Origin of the sequence: Parachlamydia acanthamoebae, from assembly GCF_000875975.1 — a bacterium.
GTDB classification, from domain to species: domain Bacteria; phylum Chlamydiota; class Chlamydiia; order Chlamydiales; family Parachlamydiaceae; genus Parachlamydia; species Parachlamydia acanthamoebae.
In genome coordinates this window covers 170,839-186,866 of record NZ_BAWW01000066.1, presented here as the reverse complement: position 1 = coordinate 186,866, position 16,028 = coordinate 170,839, and the positions used below count along the sequence as shown (strand labels likewise).

Annotated in this window: 14 protein-coding genes, 1 tRNA gene and 1 pseudogene; 11 read left to right on the top strand and 5 right to left on the bottom strand. The window is 40.9% G+C overall.

The window, feature by feature from the left end; translation table 11 throughout:
- The first annotated feature begins 125 nt into the window (after positions 1-125).
- The 8 genes from AOM43_RS10480 (at position 126) to AOM43_RS10445 (ending at position 6,201) form a co-directional block, all read left to right on the top strand.
- Entirely contained in the window at positions 126-2,093 is a 1,968-nt protein-coding gene (locus tag AOM43_RS10480; RefSeq protein ID WP_059360200.1) for a tetratricopeptide repeat protein, read from the top strand.
- A gap of 67 nt (positions 2,094-2,160) precedes the next feature.
- A tRNA-Gly gene (locus AOM43_RS10475) sits at positions 2,161-2,231 on the top strand.
- Positions 2,232-2,323: 92 nt separating this feature from the next.
- Positions 2,324-3,130 (top strand): 30S ribosomal protein S2, encoded by an 807-nt coding sequence (gene rpsB / locus AOM43_RS10470; RefSeq protein WP_006341968.1) that lies wholly within the window; start codon positions 2,324-2,326, stop codon positions 3,128-3,130.
- A gap of 3 nt (positions 3,131-3,133) precedes the next feature.
- Positions 3,134-3,973, top strand: a complete 840-nt coding sequence (gene tsf, locus AOM43_RS10465) for a translation elongation factor Ts (RefSeq protein ID WP_006341967.1) — start codon at positions 3,134-3,136, stop codon at positions 3,971-3,973.
- A gap of 70 nt (positions 3,974-4,043) precedes the next feature.
- A complete protein-coding gene (locus AOM43_RS10460; RefSeq protein ID WP_226987493.1) occupies positions 4,044-4,454 on the top strand; it encodes a hypothetical protein in 411 nt (136 codons plus the stop codon).
- Positions 4,432-5,364 (top strand): phosphatidylserine decarboxylase, encoded by a 933-nt coding sequence (locus tag AOM43_RS10455; RefSeq protein WP_226987492.1) that lies wholly within the window; start codon positions 4,432-4,434, stop codon positions 5,362-5,364. The genes AOM43_RS10460 and AOM43_RS10455 overlap by 23 nt, the downstream gene beginning before the upstream one ends.
- The gene (locus AOM43_RS10450) at positions 5,361-5,627 is read left to right on the top strand and encodes a DUF2608 domain-containing protein (protein ID WP_059360195.1); all 267 of its coding nucleotides are present in this window, start codon (positions 5,361-5,363) and stop codon (positions 5,625-5,627) included. Before AOM43_RS10455 ends, AOM43_RS10450 begins: the two co-directional genes overlap by 4 nt.
- A 10-nt stretch (positions 5,628-5,637) precedes the next feature.
- Positions 5,638-6,201 carry a DUF2608 domain-containing protein gene (locus tag AOM43_RS10445; RefSeq protein ID WP_079978270.1) on the top strand — a complete coding sequence of 188 codons (564 nt, stop codon included), beginning with the start codon at positions 5,638-5,640 and terminating at the stop codon, positions 6,199-6,201.
- Positions 6,202-6,295: 94 nt separating this feature from the next.
- Here AOM43_RS10445 and AOM43_RS13130 read toward each other — a convergent pair.
- Positions 6,296-6,538: pseudogene (locus tag AOM43_RS13130) on the bottom strand (transposase family protein); the annotation flags it as partial.
- 29 nt (positions 6,539-6,567) lie between these two features.
- On the opposite strand from AOM43_RS13130, the gene AOM43_RS10440 reads away from it, so the two are divergent.
- A complete protein-coding gene (locus AOM43_RS10440; protein ID WP_006342349.1) occupies positions 6,568-6,804 on the top strand; it encodes a hypothetical protein in 237 nt (78 codons plus the stop codon).
- Between the two features lie 334 nt (positions 6,805-7,138).
- On the opposite strand, the gene AOM43_RS10435 is transcribed toward AOM43_RS10440, so the two are convergent.
- The 4 genes from AOM43_RS10435 to speA all read right to left on the bottom strand — a co-directional run bounded on the left by AOM43_RS10435 (position 7,139) and on the right by speA (position 11,731).
- The gene (locus AOM43_RS10435) at positions 7,139-7,879 is read right to left on the bottom strand and encodes a Bax inhibitor-1/YccA family protein (RefSeq protein WP_013924358.1); all 741 of its coding nucleotides are present in this window, start codon (positions 7,877-7,879) and stop codon (positions 7,139-7,141) included.
- Between the two features lie 96 nt (positions 7,880-7,975).
- Positions 7,976-8,941, bottom strand: coding sequence for a deoxyhypusine synthase family protein (locus tag AOM43_RS10430; protein ID WP_059360191.1), 966 nt, complete (start codon positions 8,939-8,941; stop codon positions 7,976-7,978).
- A 3-nt stretch (positions 8,942-8,944) separates the two neighbouring features.
- Positions 8,945-9,844 carry an agmatinase gene (speB, locus tag AOM43_RS10425; protein WP_059360189.1) on the bottom strand — a complete coding sequence of 300 codons (900 nt, stop codon included), beginning with the start codon at positions 9,842-9,844 and terminating at the stop codon, positions 8,945-8,947.
- Between the two features lie 15 nt (positions 9,845-9,859).
- Positions 9,860-11,731: a biosynthetic arginine decarboxylase gene (gene speA, locus AOM43_RS10420; protein WP_013924360.1), complete on the bottom strand. Its 1,872-nt coding sequence runs from the start codon at positions 11,729-11,731 to the stop codon at positions 9,860-9,862.
- A gap of 150 nt (positions 11,732-11,881) precedes the next feature.
- Between speA and AOM43_RS10415 the strand changes: the two genes are divergently transcribed.
- Both AOM43_RS10415 and AOM43_RS10410 read left to right on the top strand, forming a co-directional pair.
- Positions 11,882-15,334, top strand: a complete 3,453-nt coding sequence (locus tag AOM43_RS10415) for a penicillin-binding transpeptidase domain-containing protein (RefSeq protein WP_059360187.1) — start codon at positions 11,882-11,884, stop codon at positions 15,332-15,334.
- Positions 15,331-16,026 carry a hypothetical protein gene (locus tag AOM43_RS10410; RefSeq protein WP_006342357.1) on the top strand — a complete coding sequence of 232 codons (696 nt, stop codon included), beginning with the start codon at positions 15,331-15,333 and terminating at the stop codon, positions 16,024-16,026. The genes AOM43_RS10415 and AOM43_RS10410 overlap by 4 nt, the downstream gene beginning before the upstream one ends.
- Positions 16,027-16,028 lie beyond the last annotated feature (2 nt).

The following is a 16,028-nucleotide window of genomic DNA, read 5'->3' as shown; positions in this document are numbered from 1 at the left end:
AGACGTTTTATTGGTGTCATCCTGAGGTGATTTGTTCTTTTAAAAAATCTAGCAGTACGATAAAACAGAGCATATTATCTATAGGTTTGTTTCCTTAAAACATCTGACGTGAATTTGGTGGATCTATGCGCAAATGGGTTGTCTCTATTCTTTCTCTGATCGGCATCGCTGCTGTGATTGGAGGATCTTTTTACTGGTTGAATCAGGAAGAAACGCTTGCAGTCCCAAAGACGCACATGGAAGAGGCCCTTGAAATGCAGGTGGCTACTCGTTTTGTTGAGGATGGTCGTTTTGCAGAAGCTTTGGCGATTATTCGGCAATATGAGCCTGAAATGGAGCGATATTCTGCGAGTGGCAAGCAATGGCTAAGACTCATGATTGATGCCAGTGAGAAACAGGGGAACATTCAACAATTACTGATTTTGCATCGTTCATTTCCAGATGCCTTTGACGCAAACGAAAAGGCTGCTTTGACGATAGCGGATAAGTGTGTGCTTGATCAAAAGACGAAAGAGTATCAGTGCATTCGGTCTCTTTGGGAGGGGCAGGAGGGACAAAAAGAAAAATGGCTTTTCTTAGATGTGGAAATGTTGGCACGTGCAGGCCGTCTTTCAGATGCGATTACACTCCTTAAATTTCAACCATTGGGCGATCAAAAAAGCGAATTAAAACGGTTGAGCCATTTGGCGCTTCTTCATCTCAAAGATCAAAATCCACGCATGGCCTGGGATTACCTCAATCAAGCGCATAAGCTTTCTCCGCATGATCCAGAAATTCGTTCATATCGTGGAAAAGTTCTTGAAACCATCGGGAAAAAGCAGTTGGCCTTCAGTGAGTATTTAGCGGCTCTTCAAGAACATCCTGATAATCTGTTTTTGATTGACCAGGCTGCCGAATTTCAGCTTAGACAAAAAAATTATGTGGATGCAATCGACTTGTGGACCAGAGGGCTTCCTCTTCCGAGTTTAGACACTATTTGGTTGAAAGCCTTATTTTGGAGTCGCATGACAACTCCGGCTCAATTTAATTGGAAGGAAGAAAAGGCTCCGAGAGGAAAATTAAGGCCGTTCATCAATTATTTATTAGTTTTAAAGCCTGGTGAATTTTGGGATGCGCATGCATTTGCACAATTGAATGCCCCAGAGGTTTATCTCAACAATCAACAAGCCACATTTTGGTTGCAAATGTTAGCGGAGCTTAAACAAGGGAACGAAGAAGCTGCTTACCAATTGATTGCCAAAAATCCATTTAAATTTGAGTCTTGGAATCCAGAGCTTGAGCAGGCATTACGCCAAATCATCTCCTACAGACAACGGAAAGAGCTCGAATCCTTTGATGAATTATTAAAAAATGAATCGGTTCCTCACCCCGAAGACACGCTTTTTTCAGAGCTAAACACTTATGTGAGAAGTGGTTTCAGGCCGGATGAATTCCCTCAGCCCTTAAAAGAAATTCTGGAGAGTGACCATGCTTTTACGGTGGCACTTTTAGCTGCGGGATGGAATGAGGCGGCTTTGGCGATGTATAATGGAAGAGACCTCTCCGAAAATATTCCAGACTGGGTTGCTTATCGTTTAACGCACGCTCTATGGGAAAATCGCAATGCCGAAGAGGCATTACGTTTTGCGCTTGGACAAAAGAAGTCTCCAGAGCTCTCGTTAACGATCGGGGAACTCTTAATTGAGCGGGGCGATATTGACGTGGCTCGTGCAAGGCTTCATAATTTGGTTGGAGAGCCAGAAGTCGGATTAAGAGCCATTCAATTAGTCAGCGAATTGTATCAGAAACAAGGCCTCTATGGGCAAGCCAAAAAATTCATCGAGCAATTTCCCGATTTCAGCGATTCCATCATGGGAAAAGAGGCCCTGGCTCGCATCGCTTTAAAGCAAGGAGATGAATACTCAGCACGTATGTTTTATCGCTCAATTCAAGATGAATCAGCAGATGCGAAAGCTTATTTCGTGCGGAAAGCGATTGAAGAAAAAGATTGGGGACAGGCCAAAGCTTTAACTCTAAGTATGCTTGTCGAATCTCCAACGGATTCTTTTTGGTTGGATACACTGAAAAAAATCAAAGAAGAGCAACAAAAGTAAAAAATCATGAAAAAGAGAGTTGCAATAAAATCCGAAAATTTGCATACTCTCTATTTTCACTTGAGCCGCGCCTGTAGTTCAATGGTAGAACAGTAGCCTTCCAAGCTACGAGTGTCAGTTCGATTCTGATCAGGCGCTACTTTTCACAATCCAAATAAACATCAAAAAAAACCAAGACCGAAATTTTTCCCTCAGGGAGAAATGCCGTCGTCAAAAGAAAGGGACAAGGCTTGGCACAACAAGAAACATATCAAGAAGTTACAATAAAAGATTTATTGGAAGCTGGCGCGCATTTTGGACACCAAAAACGTCGCTGGAATCCAAAAATGAAGCGCTTCATTTTTGAAGAGCGCAACGGCCTTTACATCATTGACTTAGCAAAAACATTGCAGCAAATCCGCTACGCAAAAGAAATTGTTAAGCAAGTTGTCGAAAGCCATAAATCTATTCTGTTCGTTGGAACAAAAAAACAAGCAAAAGCCGTTGTTCGCGATTTAGCTGAACAGTGTGGCGAATTCTACGTTTGCGAGCGCTGGTTAGGTGGAATGTTGACAAACTTGACAACCATTCGTCAGTCAATCAAGAAACTTGAGCGTATCGAAAAGCGTATTGCAGCAGGAACAGAAGGATTCACCAAAAAAGAATTCTCCTTGCTCACTAAAGAACAAATTAAACTTGAAAAAAACCTTTCCGGCGTTCGTGGCATGCGCAAACCGCCAGGACTCGTGATCGTTGTTGACCCAAGCAAAGAACACTTAGCTGTTGCAGAAGCAAACAAACTAGGCATCCCAGTCATGGGCTTGGTCGATACAAACTGCGATCCAGATCCAATCGAATACGTCATCGCATGTAACGACGATGCTTTGAAAAGCGTTAAACTCATCGTGCAAGCATTGGCACAATCGATCATCGAGAAAAAGAATGAAATGCGCGTCGCATCTAGCAAAGGTGACTTTGTGGAAGAGGATGAGGAAGAAGGCGAAGAATTTATAGTGCGCGTTGGCTCAGATGATGATGCAGGCAGAGGGGAGGAGTAAACTATGTCCACACCCGTAACTGCAGCAATGATTAAAGAGCTTCGCGAGCGTACAGGCATCGGCATGGGTGCTTGTAAAAAAGCTTTGGAAGAAGCAAATGGCGACATGGAACTCGCGATCACTAATCTACGTAAATCTGGAGCAGCTTCAGCTGTGAAGAAAGAAGGACGTACGACGAATGAAGGCATGATCGGTGAAGCTCAGAACGATAAAGCCATCGCCCTTGTAGAAGTGAATGCAGAGACAGATTTCGTTGTTAAAAACGAACGTTTTCAGCAATTTGTACAAGCCATTGCGAAAGAAATTGCAGACACAAATCCAGTATCTTTAGAAGCATTTCTTCAACAGAAATATTCTCAAGACAGCAACATGACAATCGATGATCTGCGTTCTTCGCTCGTTCAAGCAATTGGCGAAAACATCCAAATTAAACGCTTAAAAGTGCTGCCTAAAAAGGCAAACACTTCGGTTGGAGTTTACTCTCACCTTGGCGGGAAAATGGTAACTGTCGTTGAAATCACAGGAAGCAATGAGCAAGAAGCCCTCGCAAAAGATATTGCGATGCATGTTGCAGCAGCAGCACCTGAGTATGTATCTCCGGAGCAAGTTCCAAGCGAAGTATTGGAAAAAGAAAAAGAGATCGCACGCAGCCAAGTTGTTGGAAAGCCTGATTTTGTAGCAGACAAGATTATTGCAGGGAAATTGAACTATTTCTACGATACAGCATGCTTAGTTTGCCAAAAGTACATCAAAGACGATTCAGTCAAAATCGAAGATCTCGTCAAACAGAAAGGCAAAGACCTTCAGTTGACAAGCTTTGAACGTTGGACTGTTTCTCAGTAATTTTATGAAACCAATCGTGAGTTATCTTGCGATTGGTTTTTTTTATGAAGTTCATTTTAAAGAGGATCAAATGACTAAGAAACTTTCTCTTCTGTTAGTTACTTTAGTTGCTTTAACCCAAACTTTATTCGCTGATGAGCTTCGTCCAATCACAGCCGATACTCCTCATTTTAATCAATCCATTGAATCTGAAGCAAATCCTCTTGCACAATTAGACCACGTGATAAAAGCATCTGAAGAACTCTCGCAGCAACAAAAGCAGTTGAAAGAGTTATTAACAGAATATGTGCGTATGCAAAACGAGTATATTCACAACCAACAAGATCGTGAAATGCTTTTTCGCCTTGTGAAAGTGGCTTATAAGGCTCAAACTCTCATTGAAGAAACCCATTTGTCCCATGCATTTCCTCCTGAGTTTTTAAAAGAACTTAGCCTTTTCTCCCAAGTTGGAGCAAAGCGTGGATTGCCAAGACCCTCTTAATATGGAAACCATTCAGTATATCGATCGCCTTTCACAGACAGTAGAGACCGAAAAAGTTTACGGAGGACAATTCCTCAAGCTTTTATATGGACGCGATCTATTAAGTCGAACCTTGGGGGCATCCGTTCTGTTTTTTCTTGCGCGCTTTCCCATTTTTTCTTCCTTTTATGGTTGGTGGCAATCGCAATCGTGGACAGCAAAAAAAATTCAGCCTTTCATCGATGCATTTCAGGTAAATCCATCAGAATTTGCTCTGCCTGTGGAACAGTTTAAGTCCTTTAATGATTTTTTCATCCGTAAACTCAAACCAGATGCTCGTCCCCTTGCCAAAGAAGAGAATGTGGCGATCATGCCCGCTGATGGACGGTATTTGTGCTATCAAAACATTGAAACGATTGATGGGTTTGTTGTGAAAGGGAAGAAATTCTCTTTGGATGAATTGCTTAAGGATTCAGTATTAGCCAACCGATATCGACAGGCGACCATGGTGATGGCGCGTTTGTGCCCCACAGATTACCATCGGTACCATTTTCCTTGTGAGTGTATTCCTGGCATCACAAACATGATTCCTGGTGACCTTTATTCCGTTAACCCCATTGCCATTCGGCAAAACGTGGAAATCTTCACGGAAAACAAAAGAACGCTATGTGAGCTCGAAACGGCTCAGTTTGGCAAAGTGCTTTTCATTGAAATTGGAGCCACCTTCGTCGGTAGTATTCACCAAACTTACACTCCCCATTCCCCAATCAAAAAAGGGGACGAAAAAGGGTATTTTTCGTTTGGAGGATCCTCCCTTATTCTCCTTTTTGAGCCAAACACGTTGCATTTAGATGAAGATCTTGTTCAGGCAAGCTTGAACCATATCGAAACTAAATGTCTAATGGGTCAATCGCTCGGACGTAGATTATGAATAGATTGCTCCTTTTTCTCTTAGTTGTGTTTTCTTTATTGTGGTCCAGCCATTCCTTTGGGAAAATTTTAAGAATTACGCATATCCACGAAGCTCAAGCGAGTTTAAAAAGTGCTGATGTAGATACTCTGGTTTTATTTGATATAGATCGTACATTAATTATCATGAGCGACCAGGCACTTAAGTCAGGAAAGTCAGGATTTCTGAAACGAATCAAAAACTTACCCTTCTTACGCTTCGCTATCTCAAGAGGAGCAAGATAGGCTTTTAAGTATTGTACTATTAAAAACATCCCATCAAATTTTTGAGAAAGATGTTGTTGAGATCATTCAACACTTACAAAAAAATCATATTAAAACGATTGCCTTTTCTACCATGTTAACAGGACGTCTTGGAGATATTCCTAGTATGGAACAATGGCGGTTAAATGTCTTGCATGCTTTAGGGCTATTTTTTCAAAATGCATTTCCTGAAACAAAGGAAATTATATTTTGTCCAAATCAACTCAATAGATCACCTACGTTTAAGGATGGTTTGTTGAGTACTTCTAAGCAAACGAAAGGGGAAGTTTTAAGATTATTTCTAGATAAAATTAATTGGCATCCCAAAAAAATTATCATGATAGATGATCAAATCTCTTCTCTTGAATCTGTTGAGGCCAGCCTTGACAAATTAGGTATTGCATTTCAAGGCTTTCAATACCAGTATGTAGAAGAAATGCTCAAAAACCAGACCTTTAATGAAGCTCTCATAACCTTTCAAATGAACTATTTGCTTAAACATCATGTATGGTTAACAGATGAAGAAAGCCTACCCCTTCTTTGCGAGAATAAGTAAGTATTGGACACGCCATTAGGTCGGCATTTGGGCCACATGATCATTTTCTTTTCTCTAACCTTTCCTAACAACATTAGACTTCTTTCGAAATTCCTTACGGCAACTCCAAATTGTGTATCCCCGCGATCAGGTTAAATCTTAAGCCAAACCGTTTTCTTCGATTTCTATACCTATCACTTATAATCTTAAATCTTTTTAAGCTGCCTATAACATTCTCATTTACAACTCTTTCTGACGCGATTTCTCTATTTTGTTGTTTTTCTTCCGCTGTTAATGGCTTTTTCTTTCTTCCTTTCTTCGTTGCTCTGCTTGTAATATCTTTCTCTAAATTTTGGAAAACTGCTCGAAAATCAGGTTTATCTAGATTTGCGAAGGCAAAAAAAAGAGATTTTTTATTACAGCACCAGCGAAGATTACGAAATAGATTTTATTACAAAAGATCGTGAAGGGCAGTTCGAAATGATTCAAGTTGTTTGGGATAAAAGCGATCCCCTTACATTTGAAAGAGAAGAAAGAGCTCTTATATCTGCAGAAAAGAAATTAGGCATCAAGGGCAGAATGATCGATTATGAAACATATCTAAAATCTTTTCAGACGCTCTAGAGCGGACTTACATCATCGGTAAACAGTTTCACAAAAGTTTCAAAGTAACGACCATCTTTAAAAGCTTTTTGGAGATTCAATCGAGTAGGGGAACCATTGGAGGAATTTTTGAAAGTTCGCAAAGTTGTTCACTAGAAACCGGTTTTTCACCGCATAAAGTATATCCAACAAAAGTCTGGTGCATTAAATATTTTTAAAAAAAGACTTGAGTTTTTCCTGGTCATTCGGAGGCCATAAGTATTTGAAACGATTAGGCGAACAATGCAAAAATAAAAGAAATATTTTTTCATGTAATAGTTAAAGAAAGCCACTCCCAGAGGAGTGGCTTGTGGATTTAGCGGTCTCTCAATTTAGATAGTAGGCGTAAAAACTCTACATACAGCCAAATTAAGGTCACCATTAAAGCGAATGCTCCATACCACTCCATGTACTTTGGAGCTCCTTGACGGGCACCTTTTTCGATGAAGTCAAAGTCTAAGATGAAGTTCAATGCTGCAATGACAACCACGAATAAGCTAAATAAAATGCCGAAAGGTCCGCTTCCATAAATATATGGAACATTGATTCCAAACATAGACAGGAGCATGGTTGCAACGTAGACGAGTGCAATGCCGCCTGTCGCAGCCACTATGCCTAGTTTAAAATTGTCGGTTGCTTGAATAAAGCCGGAACGGTAGGCGGCCAGCATGGAAAACAGTGTGCCGAAAGTCAGTGCTGTGGCTTGAATGACAATACCTGGGAATTGTTTTTCAAAAATGGACGAAATTCCCCCGATAAAGAGTCCTTCAAGTAAGGCATATCCAACGGATGTAACTGGTGCCCATTCTTTTTTAAAGGCTGTCACGAGAGCTAAAACTAAGCCTCCAATTGCACCGAGCATCATCCAAGGGTAAACCACTTGAACGTCACCTGTTTGGTAAAACTTAATCCATGTCCAGCCGGCTGTTAAAAGAACGCAGGATAAAAGGATTCCTGTTTTATTAACGACCCCAGACACAGTCATTTGTTCGTCTATCGAATAGTATCTTTCGCTTCGGAAAGTGTTGTCTTGTAAAGTAGGATTTGATGAACGCATAGTTCTTTCCTCCATGGTTAAGAAAGTATTCAGATTAATTGATTTTGGAATTCTTGACAAAGTTGAGAAAAAAAAGCTGCCAAGCGGCAGCCCTTCTTAATTTCCTAACACATAGTTGAAAACGAGCGGAGCGACGATTGAGGCGTCTGATTCAATGATAAAGCTGGGTGTTTCAACACTCAATTTTTCCCAGGTAATTTTTTCATTCGGAACGGCACCACTATACGAACCAAAAGAGGTAATACTGTCGCTGATCTGGCAAAAGTACGCCCATAAAGGAACTGGTTGCTTTAAATCTTGTCTCAGTAAGGGGACGGCACAAATGGAGAAATCTCCTGCAATCCCACCTCCAATTTGAAAAAAGCCCATCTTGTGTTGTTGGGATTGCTGCTTATACCAGTCCACGAGCACAGCCATTTGTTCAAAGCCTGTTTTCACAATTCCATAAGAGCTAAGGTCTTTTTTGATGACGTGTCCGATGAAGATATTCCCTAACGTAGAGTCCTCCCATCCAGGAGTAAAAATCGGAAGATTTTTTTCTTTTGCCGCGATTAGCCAGGAATCTTTCGGATCAATTTCGAACGATTTTTGAATGCTTGGCGAGTCCAAAAGTTGATACATGTACTCATAAGGAAAATAGCTTGAGTGGCTTTCGTCAGCCTTTTTCCAAAGTCCCAAAATGTCTTTTTCAATGCGTCGAATGGCTGTTTCTTCAGGAATACAGGTATCAGTAACTCGGTTCATCCCTTTCTTTAATAGCTCGTTCTCATCAGCTTTGCTCAAGGTGCGATAGTGAGGAACGCGCACATAGTGATTGTGTGCGACCAGATTAAAGATATCTTCTTCTAAATTAGCCCCTGTACAACAAATGGCATGCACTTTGTCTTGTCGAATTATCTCTGCCAACGAGATGCCCAGCTCTGCAGTGCTCATGGCCCCTGCCATAGTTAGAAACATTTTCCCCGATTGGCTTAAATGGGTAATCCATGCTTCAGCGGCATCTACACAAACAGCGGCGTTAAAATGTTTGAAATTTTTTTGCATGAAAGTTCGAATGCTCATGATCTACAACCTATTTGAATAAAATGTATAGCTTAATAATTTATAAATGAGCTTGGCGGCCAAAAAATCGCAAGAAAGATTGGCGGGATTTGGGCAGAGTTCTACGACATCAAATCCCACAATTTTTTTGTGTTTAGCTACCTTTTTTAAAAGTTGTGTGGCCTGATTCCATTGCAATCCTCCTGGCTCAGGTGTGCCTGTAGATGACATTAAGGAAGAGTCGAATGCATCAAGATCGAAAGTGATGTATACCTGGTCTGACAGTTTTGAAAGGACTTGGTCGATCCAATGTTTGTTGTCATCTAGCGTATGCGCAAAGAAAGTATTTGGAGGATCAAGATTTGGGAGCTCTTCGGAGCTCATGCTACGTATGCCAACAGAGACTATTTTGTCGACTTGTGGAATCTCTTTTACACGGGCCATCACGGAGGCATGACTCCATGGATCATCTTCATAGGCATCTTGCAGGTCTGCATGCGCATCAAATTGTAAAACGGAGATGGAACCAAAGTGTTCGGCATGGGCGCGTATGGGGGCGTAGGAAATGGAATGCTCTCCACCAAGTGTAACGACAAATTTGTTATGGGAGAGGAGTGTCTTGGTACGCTCATGAGTTTGCTGTAACATGTCTTGAGAAGTCTTGGCTTGAATAGGCTGATCTGTATAGATGCCTTTTTTGTAGACTTCGGAATCGGTTTCAATATCATACAATTCCATGTTTCGAGAAGCTTCAATTAGGGCCGCAGGTCCTTTGTCACTGCCTTTTTGGTAAGTCGATGTTAAATCAAAGGGAACCGGGAGGATCACGATTTCAGCACCTGATAATTGTCCGTAGGGGTCTGGCAGCCCTACATATCTGCCGGCAACGCCTATGCCTTGTCCAATGGGGTGTTTTGATTGCATGGGATAAACCTTTTTTTAAACAACTAAATACGTATAACTTTCAAGGGCTTGCTTGAATTTTTTCTTAATTTGAGCCGATTCTGAAAGAGTAATACGACCAGCTTTTAAAGAACGCTCAATGTGTTCATGTAAGCGTGTCGTTAGCTTTTCTGAGTTATATTGCACATAGGAAAGCACATTGGCCATGGTATCGCCTTCAACAAGTCTCGATAAGTCCCATTGCCCATTGGCTCCAAGTTCTGCATGCACAACATTTGTATCTCCAAAAAGATTGTGCAAACCCCCTAAAATTTCCTGGTAGGCTCCCACAAGGAAAATGCCAACGTAATAGGGTTCATTGCGATAGTCGTGCAGTCTTAAAAAGTGATTGGGTTCGTATTCTCCAATAAAGGAATCAATCTTGCCGTCACTATCACAGGTAAGGTCAGCCAAAATGGCTTGATGGGAGGGTGTTTCATGTAAGCGTTGAATGGGCATTACAGGAAATAGTTGATCAATCGCCCAGGCATCTGTCAGCGATTGAAATACTGAGAAATTACAGAAATAGGTTTCGAGCAGGATTTTGTCTAATGTTTCGAGTTCTTCAGGAATTTGACGGAGCTGTTTGTAAAATGTGCGAATCTTGGCCAATAGGTGACGGATCGCTTTTTCTGCGTAGGCTCTTTCTTTTAAATTCATAGTTCCATAAATAAACTCTTCGAGTACCCGATCTTTCAATTCCATGACGTCATGTAATGTTTCACGGCAATTTTTTAAAGAAAGTTCATCCTGTAATTCATCCAAAGTTGTTAATATTTCATGCTTGCTATGTGCATTCCATTTTTCTGGGATATTGGGGGTGGTGGTGACATCGATGACTTCTGTAACTAAAACAGAATGATGGGCGACAATTGCACGTCCTGCTTCTGTGATGATGATTGGATCAGCAACATCGGCGGAAAGGCAGGCCTCTCCAATGGCAAAGACCACATCACGAGCATATTCTTCCATGGTGTAGTTCATAGATGAATCAGAATCGCTTTTTGATCCATCATAGTCAACAGCAAGTCCACCACCAACATCAAAGAAAGATAAAAAGGGAAGCATCGTGGCCAACTCTGTATACATGCGTGAAGCTTCTTTCAGGGTTTTTTTGACAGATTCAATCGTCGTAATTTGACTTCCCAAATGAAAGTGTAAGAGCTTCAGCCAATGGGTTTTTTCATGGTGTTGAAGCGTTTCGATGCATGCAATAATTTCATGGGAGAAGAGACCAAATTTAGAATGTTCGCCTCCAGAAGATTTCCAACGGCCAGAACCTGTATTGGATAGCTTCATTCTGAATCCAATTTCAGCCTCCACTCCTAATTTTTTGGCGGCATCTAAGACAAGCTGTAATTCGTAAGCTTGTTCAATAATAATGAGGGTTCGACGCCCTAATTTACTAGCGATTAACGCTAACGAAATGTATTCGATGTCTTTATATCCATTACAGAGTAGAATGGTGTCTGGATGTGTATCGATAGCAAAAACAGCGATGAGTTCAGGTTTACTGCCGACCTCTAATCCCATTTTAAACTCTTGGCCAGCATGTTGAACAGTTTCAACGACGTGCCGTTGTGGATTGACCTTAATGGGAAAAACCATTTGATGGGTATTGCGGTAGTTAAATTCCCGAATGGCAGCTTGGAAGGCGGCATTCAAGCGTTGAATACGATCCCTAACGATTCCATTGAATCGAATCAAAATGGGAGCTTCAATGCCTTGTTCGACTAAAGATGTCATGAGTTCAAAAAGATCGCCACCGGCTCCTTGTCGATTTGGTTTGACGACGATATGTCCTAGGGCGTTTACATCAAAATACTCTTCGCCCCATCTTTTGATCCAATAAAGGTCCTCATCATGCATTTAAATCATCCTCTTTAGGAATCACATCTATTTATTGTGGATATAACGCATGCGCGTTAATTTTGCGATAGCTAAAATAGAGCGAGTTTTTCTTTCTTCTTTTCGAAAATTGAGAGAAAATGAAGATCGAATGGATTAATTGGAATCGGCATGGCAAAAAATCGTGAACCCAGAAGGTTTTACCGACCTTCCATACAGAATTTAGATATTCCGGCAAAGGCCAATCGGGTCTTAAATGTGATCTTAGTTGCACTTTTGCTTGTGATCGTACGCGTATGGCATTTATCTGTGGTTCAGTATGAAGATCGTTTGGAATCATCTAGTAGACCACAGAAGAAAGTAGTCTTAGAAGCCTCTAAAAGGGGAACGATTCGGGATCGCTTTAATATTCCTTTAGCCGTTAACAAAATCCAGTACAACGCGGCGATTGTATATGCTGAATTGCAGCAAATTCCTTCTACGTCAACCGTTTATGGAGCTGACGGAAAAAAAACTAAGGTTTACAAAAGAAAAGAATATATTGAAAAACTCACCCAAATTTTGGGCAAAGAGTTGCAGCTGGATCCAAATTGGATTGAAGATATCATTTACTCAAAAGCTGCCTTCCAATATCACGTTCCTTTTGTCATTAAACGAGAAATTACGGAGCAGGAGTATTACCGACTCAAAGGTTTAGAAAGTGAATGGCTGGGTATTCATGTGATGTGCGTGCCTAGGCGTTATTATCCGCAAGGAAAAATAGGGTCTGACATCATCGGTTATATGGGCTCTATTAGCAAAGAAAAATATGAAGGAATTTTAGCTAAAATTTCAGAGTTAAAAGAGTATATCCACAAGGAAGAATCGGGAGAAGATCCCTTTCTACCTGATGGGTTTGATTCCTCTCAGCAGGTTCGACAAGCTTTAGTCGAGCTTGAAGAACATGCTTATACGATTAACGACTGGGTCGGCAAAACGGGAATTGAATCTCAATTCGAAGCTGATCTAAGGGGCTATCACGGCAAAAAATTTTACCATTCAGATGCACGTGGAAATTTTCTAAAAGAATTGCCAGGTTCCACCGAACCTTTATCAGGACGTCGTTTTCTTTTGACGATTTCTTCTGAATTACAAAGTTATGCGGAACAATTGCTTGCCCAAAACGAACAAATTCGGAAAGTCCGGGTAACCAAGGAAGATTCGGTCAATTTGACTACACGTGAGCCATGGATAAAAGGGGGCTCCATTGTCGCCATGGATCCAACCAGCGGGGAAATTTTGGCCATGGCAACCTATCCACGCTTTGATCCAAACGACTTTATCTCTTCTAGCCATAAAACAATTGGCAAACAAAAACGGGCAAATGTGCTTAGGTGGTTAGAGAATGAAACCTACATTGCAGATATCTGGAATCAGCGACGGCCATTTGAAAGAGAATTCTATGATAAGAAAAAAGAAGAGTTTTACGAAGAGGGAATCATGATGGAGTGGGAACAATTTCTGTCGATGATTTTGCCTCCTGATAATGCTGTAAGGACCCCTCTTCAAAAGATTAAAAATATCAAATTAGCTGTCGAATTTTTGAATCATATTGAAGCTTTGATTCAATTATGTGAAGATTGTCGCCTACCCGCCATTCTTAATCAGCTCTATAGGGAAGATGGGCACATTCTTTTAGGCAAGGCACTTCCTGCCATGGAAAAAGAAGCGTTACTTCGAAAGATTCGGGAAAACCAAGAGGCTATTCAGGCACTAAAACAAAAGCTTTCTCCTTATTTTGAATCTCTTCCCACCAACTATGACAAAATATTGCTGGTAGATATCTGTCGGTTAGCTGTGCAAGAACAAGCATTTTCTCCTGAGCTTTTAGCTGCTGTTGGAGATCAGACTCTCGTCTTCTATTGTGATGCTTCTGCTGCACAAGTCGGCCTTATGGAGGGCATTTGTGCCATCTCTAAAGAATTATTTCACAAAGTGGATTTCGCAGATTGGAGAAAGCAAAATCAGCAAGTCTTTTTAAAACAAAAGCGTCTTGAAGAAAAACAAGCGAAGCAATATGCCCGTCCCTATCTGGATTTGCTAGACCGGCAAGAAACGGTCCTGTTTAACGAATTTTGGGATCAAAATAAATGGGATCTCGTATCTGTATTTTTAACGGGAAAATGTGGGGCAGTAGATGAAAAGACAGCGGTTTATGTGGAGCATTTGAATCAAATGCGTCTTGAAGTTAAGGATGGGCTACATACCGAAGAAAAGTGGTTTATGGCGTATGCTAAGCTTCAAAAAGCCCTAAAGACCATTCCCGCCTCTCTGATTCCCGATTATTTAAAAACCATGCGTGGCTACCATGACCTCACGCGTCCTTTATTTGGTTCTTACCGAATGTTGCGCAAAAGTGGGGCGCAATGTCATCTTGAAAAAGATTTAGCAGCGGGATTTTATCCTAAATACGGATTTGGATATGGACGTTCACAAGCTTTTCGGCAGGCTGCTACTCAAGGATCTATTTTTAAACTGATTACAGGCTATGAGGCGCTCAGGCAGCGTTATATGCTTCTCGATGGGCAAGCTTATACTTACCAAGATTTGAATCCTTTAACATTAGATGATCGTGTTTTTCGAAAAGGTAAGGAATTATTTGTCGGGTTTACAGAAGAAGGAAAGGCTCTTCCACAGCACTACAAAGGGGGAAGATTGCCAAAGAGTCTTTCCTCTCAAATTGGAAAAATTGATATCAAAAGAGCGATAGAAACGTCGAGTAATCCCTACTTTTGCTTGCTTGCGGGAGATATTTTTCAAGATCCGAATGATTTGGCGCGTGCAGCCCAAGATTTCTCATATGGCTGTGCAACAGGAATTGATTTACCGGGTGAAATTTCAGGAAATGTCCCTAAAGATCTAGCTAGCAATCGCACAGGCTTGTATGCGACCGCGATTGGGCAACATACATTGATTGTCACGCCATTGCAGACAGCTGTCATGCTATCTTCTCTAGCGAATGGAGGGAAAATTTTGAAACCCAAGATTGTCCGCATGGCAGCAGGGAAAAAGCTAGAAGTTGGAGGGATACTAAAACCTTGCGAAGAAAATGCGAAAAGTCATGTGGAATGGCTGCCGACGATTGTCAAAAAAGAAGTTTTCATGCCGACGGCCATTCGAAAGATTCTTTTGGAGGGATTACAGCAGGTCAATGCACATCTCTATAAAAATAGTATGCCAGCGCTGTCTAAACTGTATCAAGGGCATCCTGAAGTTATTCAGAGCTTCCTAGAGCTGAAAGAACAAATGATTGGAAAATCGAGTACAGCTGAATCGGTAGAAAACCTGGATCTTGACTTTCGATTTGGAACCAATATTTATAATCATGTATGGTTTGGAAGTATTTCTTTTGACCCGAAACATGCAAACGGTTATGAATCAAATCGGTTTGTTTATCGAGATCCCTTTGGAAATCCAGAGCTCGTTGTCGTTGTCTATTTGCGCTATGGGGCTTTAGGAAAAGAGGCGGCACCACTTGGTGCACAAATGGTTAAAAAATGGCGCGAGATAAAAAATCGTCACAGTGGTGAGTTTTTGTTAAACTCTCCATTAACTGTAAAAAATCCTAACAAGGAAAGCATATGAAAAAAATAGGCTTACTGGTTTTCGTTTTTTATGTGAATTTTTTGATAGCAGCAACACCCATCACACACACATATTTAGCCTATCAATTTTTGGAGAGATACCCATTTGAAGAGGAACTGGATAAAAAAAGCTTTCTTCTGGGAAATCTTTTTCCCGATATCCGCTACTTGGGTGGCATTAAGAGAGATCAAACCCATTTTACAGGAATGACATTAGTCAACGTTTTGGAGGAACCCTCTCCATTCGTGGCTGGGATGAAGTTTCATTCATTTGTTGATGCGGAACGCAACCGCTTCATACAGGAAGAGGGAATTTATACCCGATTAATAGAGCTCAATGCGCCAAAAGATCCTTCTTTTTTAAAATTCGTTGAAGATGAGCTTGTTTTCCCTTTGTGGAACTGGGAAGAATGCCTATTGTGCTTACAAGAGACTGTAAAAGATGAAGAAAAATGGGGTGTCAGTCAAGAATCCGTTTTAAGATGGCATCAAATTTTACAAACTTTTTTTTCTTTGCCACCTAGTTTTTTCTTAGAAAACCATCATGCAAATGATAATTTTGGCATACCGTTAACACATGCCAAAGCGTGGAGTTCTTTGATTAAACCAACTTCTGAGGATGTTGTCATTCAAGAATATGTGTGCAAAATGTTAAAATATTTTGGGAATGCCATTCAAAATTCGACACTGTAAAC

Bases quoted from the DNA above. Each gene is read 5' to 3' on its own strand.
- AOM43_RS10480 (WP_059360200.1), top strand. From the start codon at position 126: ATGCGCAAATGGGTTGTCTCTATTCTTTCTCTGATCGGCATCGCTGCT.
- AOM43_RS10410 (WP_006342357.1), top strand. From the start codon at position 15,331: ATGAAAAAAATAGGCTTACTGGTTTTCGTTTTTTATGTGAATTTTTTG.
- AOM43_RS10415 (WP_059360187.1), top strand. From the start codon at position 11,882: ATGGCAAAAAATCGTGAACCCAGAAGGTTTTACCGACCTTCCATACAG.
- speB (WP_059360189.1), bottom strand. From the start codon at position 9,844: ATGCAATCAAAACACCCCATTGGACAAGGCATAGGCGTTGCCGGCAGA.
- speA (WP_013924360.1), bottom strand. From the start codon at position 11,731: ATGCATGATGAGGACCTTTATTGGATCAAAAGATGGGGCGAAGAGTAT.
- AOM43_RS10460 (WP_226987493.1), top strand. From the start codon at position 4,044: ATGACTAAGAAACTTTCTCTTCTGTTAGTTACTTTAGTTGCTTTAACC.
- tsf (WP_006341967.1), top strand. From the start codon at position 3,134: ATGTCCACACCCGTAACTGCAGCAATGATTAAAGAGCTTCGCGAGCGT.
- AOM43_RS10430 (WP_059360191.1), bottom strand. From the start codon at position 8,941: ATGAGCATTCGAACTTTCATGCAAAAAAATTTCAAACATTTTAACGCC.
- AOM43_RS10450 (WP_059360195.1), top strand. From the start codon at position 5,361: ATGAATAGATTGCTCCTTTTTCTCTTAGTTGTGTTTTCTTTATTGTGG.
- AOM43_RS10435 (WP_013924358.1), bottom strand. From the start codon at position 7,879: ATGCGTTCATCAAATCCTACTTTACAAGACAACACTTTCCGAAGCGAA.